3 protein-coding genes are annotated in these 4,093 nt (G+C 60.7%); 2 read left to right on the top strand and 1 reads right to left on the bottom strand.

The annotated features are described in order from the left end of the window. Positions 1 to 331: 331 nt before the first annotated feature. Positions 332 to 1,987 (top strand): MDR family MFS transporter, encoded by a 1,656-nt coding sequence (locus tag ACTU46_RS16105; RefSeq protein WP_443383925.1) that lies wholly within the window; start codon positions 332 to 334, stop codon positions 1,985 to 1,987. A 52-nt stretch (positions 1,988 to 2,039) separates the two neighbouring features. Here ACTU46_RS16105 and ACTU46_RS16100 read toward each other — a convergent pair whose 3' ends face one another. Further along, positions 2,040 to 3,518: an MFS transporter gene (locus ACTU46_RS16100; protein ID WP_443383922.1), complete on the bottom strand. Its 1,479-nt coding sequence runs from the start codon at positions 3,516 to 3,518 to the stop codon at positions 2,040 to 2,042. 54 nt (positions 3,519 to 3,572) lie between these two features. Here ACTU46_RS16100 and ACTU46_RS16095 point away from each other — a divergent pair, with 54 nt between their 5' ends. Further along, the gene (locus ACTU46_RS16095) at positions 3,573 to 4,031 is read left to right on the top strand and encodes a MarR family winged helix-turn-helix transcriptional regulator (protein WP_443383919.1); all 459 of its coding nucleotides are present in this window, start codon (positions 3,573 to 3,575) and stop codon (positions 4,029 to 4,031) included. Positions 4,032 to 4,093 lie beyond the last annotated feature (62 nt).

Genomic DNA, 4,093 nt, shown 5'->3' with positions numbered 1-4,093 from the left:
GCGCAGCTGTTCGCCACCCATGACTGGTGCTGGACACCTGCCGTTCTCCCCCACCTTCACCACCGAGGACTGCAACTATGCAGCGACCCTAGGGACCCTGGGCACCGACCTTCTCCCGAGCAGAGCAGCGAGAAAGTAAACACACCGTGTCCGGCGTAAGTTCGACTCGCCAGGCCTCCTACATCTTCCACACCTATCTTCTGCTTCAACAATGTTCGCCACGTGCATATCCGGTGCTTGTCCTAGGATCTATTAGTCATCGATCGTCAGGTAACACCATCAAACAGGTGGGAAGCCTTCGATCACGCCTGCTCTCCGAAAGGACACCTGCGTGCTCCACACCACTAAGCCCACCACTGCAGATGGGCCCCTGCTGCTCACCCAACGCCGCATCTGGATCATTTTCTCGGCACTGATCGCCGGCATGTTGCTGGCCAGCCTCGATCAGACGATTGTCTCCACCGCTATGCCCACTATCGTCGGCGACTTGGGCGGTGTGGCCTATCAGACCTGGATCACCACCGGCTACATGCTCGCTTCCACCATCGTGATGCCGATCTACGGCAAGTTCGGTGACGTTCTCGGCCGTCGTAACCTCTTTCTCATTGCCATCGCGATTTTCACCATCGCCTCCCTAGGCTGTGCGCTGTCCACAGATTTCTGGACCTTCGTGATCATGCGTGCGGCGCAGGGCGTCGGTGGCGGCGGACTGATGATTCTCTCCCAGGCGATCATCGCGGATATCGTTCCGGCCTCCGAGCGTGGCAAGTACCTCGGCCCGCTGGGCGCGATCTTCGGCCTCGCAGCCGTCGCCGGCCCGTTGCTGGGCGGTTTCTTCGTCGACCACATGTCCTGGCACTGGGCATTCTGGATCAACATCCCGATCGGCATCATCGCCTTCCTTGTCTGTTGGTTCGCACTGACGCTTCCCAGTAAGAAGGCGGAGAAGAAGATAGATATCCTCGGCGTCGCGCTGCTCTCCTGCGTGACCGTCTGCCTGATCTTCTTCAGCGACTTCGGCGGCGGTGGCAATCACGGTTGGTCTGATCCCGCCACCTGGGCCTGGGGTGCCGGTTTCGTGGCCTCACTGATCGCCTTCATCTTCGTCGAGCTGCATGTCGAGGATCCGGTGGTTCCGATGAGCTTCTTCAAGAACCGTGCCTTCGTGACCACCGCAGCGATCGGTTTTGTTCTCGGTATCGGAATGTTCGCCGCACTGGCCTTCATCCCGACCTTCCTGCAGATGTCCTCCGGCACCTCGGCGGCGGCCTCCGGCCTGCTCACCCTCCCCATGATGGTCGGGCTGATGGCCACCTCCATTGGTTCTGGCATCGCGATCTCCAAGACCGGTAAGTACCGGATCTATCCGATCCTCGGCGCACTCACCGTCGGCGCCGCCATCATCTGCCTGACCACGCTGACCGCCGCCACGCCGATCTGGTTGATCTGTGTCTATCTCCTGATCTTCGGCACCGGCCTCGGCCTGATCATGCAGGTCGTGGTGCTCGTGGCACAGAACTCGGTACCCGCCCAGGAGGTCGGCGCCGCCACCTCGACCAACAACTACTTCCGTGAGGTCGGTGCCACCCTCGGTATCGCGGTCTTTGGTGCCGTCTTCACCGGCCGTCTCAGCGAGCGCCTGGAGGAACTGTTCCTCTCTGCCGGTGATTCCGCAGAACAGGCCGCTGATGCCAGCGCCACCATCAACCCGGCAGCCCTTCAGCAGCTGCCCGAGGTGCTCCGCGAGGGCATCATCAACGCCTACGCCGAATCCCTGGCTCCGGTGTTCTGGTACCTGCTGCCTTTCATTGCCCTCGCATTCATCCTTGCTCTTCTGGTTCCCCAGATGAAGCTTTCCGACGTCGCCGGCATGGTCGACCGGGGTGAGGCCATCGGCGGTGACGAAGCCGAGGAGCTCGAGCGCATCCGCCGCAGCAGCGCCGAGGTTTCCGCTGACGATGCCCGGAGCGGCGTCGATAAGCAGTAGCTGAATGACAAAAACACCCTGGTTTCACGTGAAACCAGGGTGTTTTTGTCATTCACTGTTGTTCGATGACCTTGATCTCAGCCGGGATGAAGTAGGCGATCAGCGAGGCGATGAGCGCGCAGCCGCAACTGAGAAGCAGGGTGAGCAGGAAGCCAGCCAGCGTCGGCATGCCGTTATGAACCATCGCAGCCAGAATCGCACCTACGACCGCGGCGGAAATGGTGGTGCCCAGCGAACGCATCAGCGAATTGAAGCCGTTGGCCGAAGCCTTCTCAGCGGCGGGAACCGAACCCATGATCAACGATGGCATGGAGCCGAAGGCCAGACCAATGCCACATCCGACGATCGCACAACACACCGAGAAGGCGATCAGCGTCAAGGTGATGCTCATGCCACCTTCGAAAGGGCCCGCGGGGCGGTTGCCGATGGTCGAGAGAACAATGGCCGTCAGCGCATAGCCGGCAGCGATGACGAGGCCCGCCAAGGCCAAGGTCACCCGAGGTCCACGCTTGGCGCTGATACCTGCGCCGGCCTTGGAGATGAGCATCATACCCAGTCCCATCGGGATGAGCCAGAGACCCATCTGCAGCATCGACTGGCCGAGACCGTATCCCAGCTCAACAGGTAGCTGCATAACCTGCGGCAGAATCAGGTTCATGGCGTACATCGTGATGCCGATGAGAATGGACGCCAGGTTAGTCATCAGGACCACCGGGCGGGAAGCGGTCCGCAGGTCCACCAGCGGCGCCTTCTGCTTGAGCTCGAACCAGCCCCAGAGCAGCAGAACCAGGACACCGACCACGGCAAGGCTGATGGTGGTCACGCTTTCCCAACCCCACTCCGCACCCTTCGAGATCGAGAGCAGCAGGGCGATGAGACCCAGCGCCAGGCCGAGTGCCCCGAAATAGTCGAAGCGGGCGGCACTGGCGGAAGGCTTGATTCTCGGAATCCAGCAGAAGATGGCGATGGTCACGGCCAGAGCAACAAGTGCGGTGACCCAGAAGAGTACCCGCCAGGAGGCGAACTGGGCGATGCCGGCTGCGATCGGCAGCCCCAGGGCGCCGCCGATGCCCATGGAGGAACTCATCAGCGCGATCGCCGCACCAGTCTTCTCACGCGGCAGAATGTCATGCATCAATGAGATGCCCAGTGGGATCAGCCCCGAGGCTAATCCCTGGAGGCCACGACCGATGATCATCGGAATGAGATCGGTGGCCATCGCACACACCACTGAACCCACGATGAAGGGCAGCAGCGAGATCAGCATCATCGGCTTCTTGCCGTACATATCCGCCAGCCGGCCCATGACCGGAGTGGTCACCGCGCCCACCAGCAATGTGACGGTAATGATCCAGGAGGTGTTCGCCGCTGTGGTATCGAAGATCTCGGGCAGTTTTCCGATGATCGGGACAACCAGAGTCTGAGCCAGCGAGACAGTGATGCCAGCAGCGGCGAGGATGCCGATTATCAGTCCCGCAGGAGTTGAGAGCGCCTCAGTTTTGGAGGCAGGCGCAGCGCCATTCTTTAACATGTATGCAGCATACATTTTCTATGTATAATGCAAAACTCATGACACAATGGAGATATGAGTAATGATCCGATCGAAGCCCTCGAATATGAGGCCATGATATTCGGCCGACATCAGGCCGCCTTCTCCGGACGCGCCAACCGCTCGAGCGGAGAGCTCGACCAGAGTGCCTATATCCTCCTCACCTTGCTCCAGGTCCGCGGCGCCCTGAGTATCAGCGAACTCAGTGACACCACCGGTCTGGACACCTCCACACTCAACCGTCAGACCAAGGCTCTCGTGGACAAGGGACTGGCAAAACGGATCTCAGACCCGGACGGCGGCATCGCAAGGAAATTTCGCCCCACCGCAGAGGGCACCACAACACTGGAGAAGGAACGCTCCGCCAGCATCACCAAACTTGGGGAAACCCTTGAGGATTGGAGCACCGAGGATCTCACTGAGCTCCTGCGGCTGCTCGGGCGGATGAATCTGGCAGTGGAAAAACGCAGCCAGCGCAGCTGGCCTCGGCCCTAATAATCCCCAGACACAGGGACCCGCCCACCCCACCCCACCCCAGCAAACCCATTCACCCCAGA

This window comes from Corynebacterium sp. A21, assembly GCF_052266655.1.
GTDB lineage: Bacteria > Actinomycetota > Actinomycetes > Mycobacteriales > Mycobacteriaceae > Corynebacterium.
Note: the sequence above shows the minus strand (reverse complement) of the source record. Positions and strands in the feature narration are given on the sequence as shown.

Excerpts from the sequence above, each read along its gene's own strand:
- ACTU46_RS16100 (WP_443383922.1), bottom strand. The coding sequence starts at position 3,518 with ATGTTAAAGAATGGCGCTGCGCCTGCCTCCAAAACTGAGGCGCTCTCA.
- ACTU46_RS16095 (WP_443383919.1), top strand. The coding sequence starts at position 3,573 with ATGAGTAATGATCCGATCGAAGCCCTCGAATATGAGGCCATGATATTC.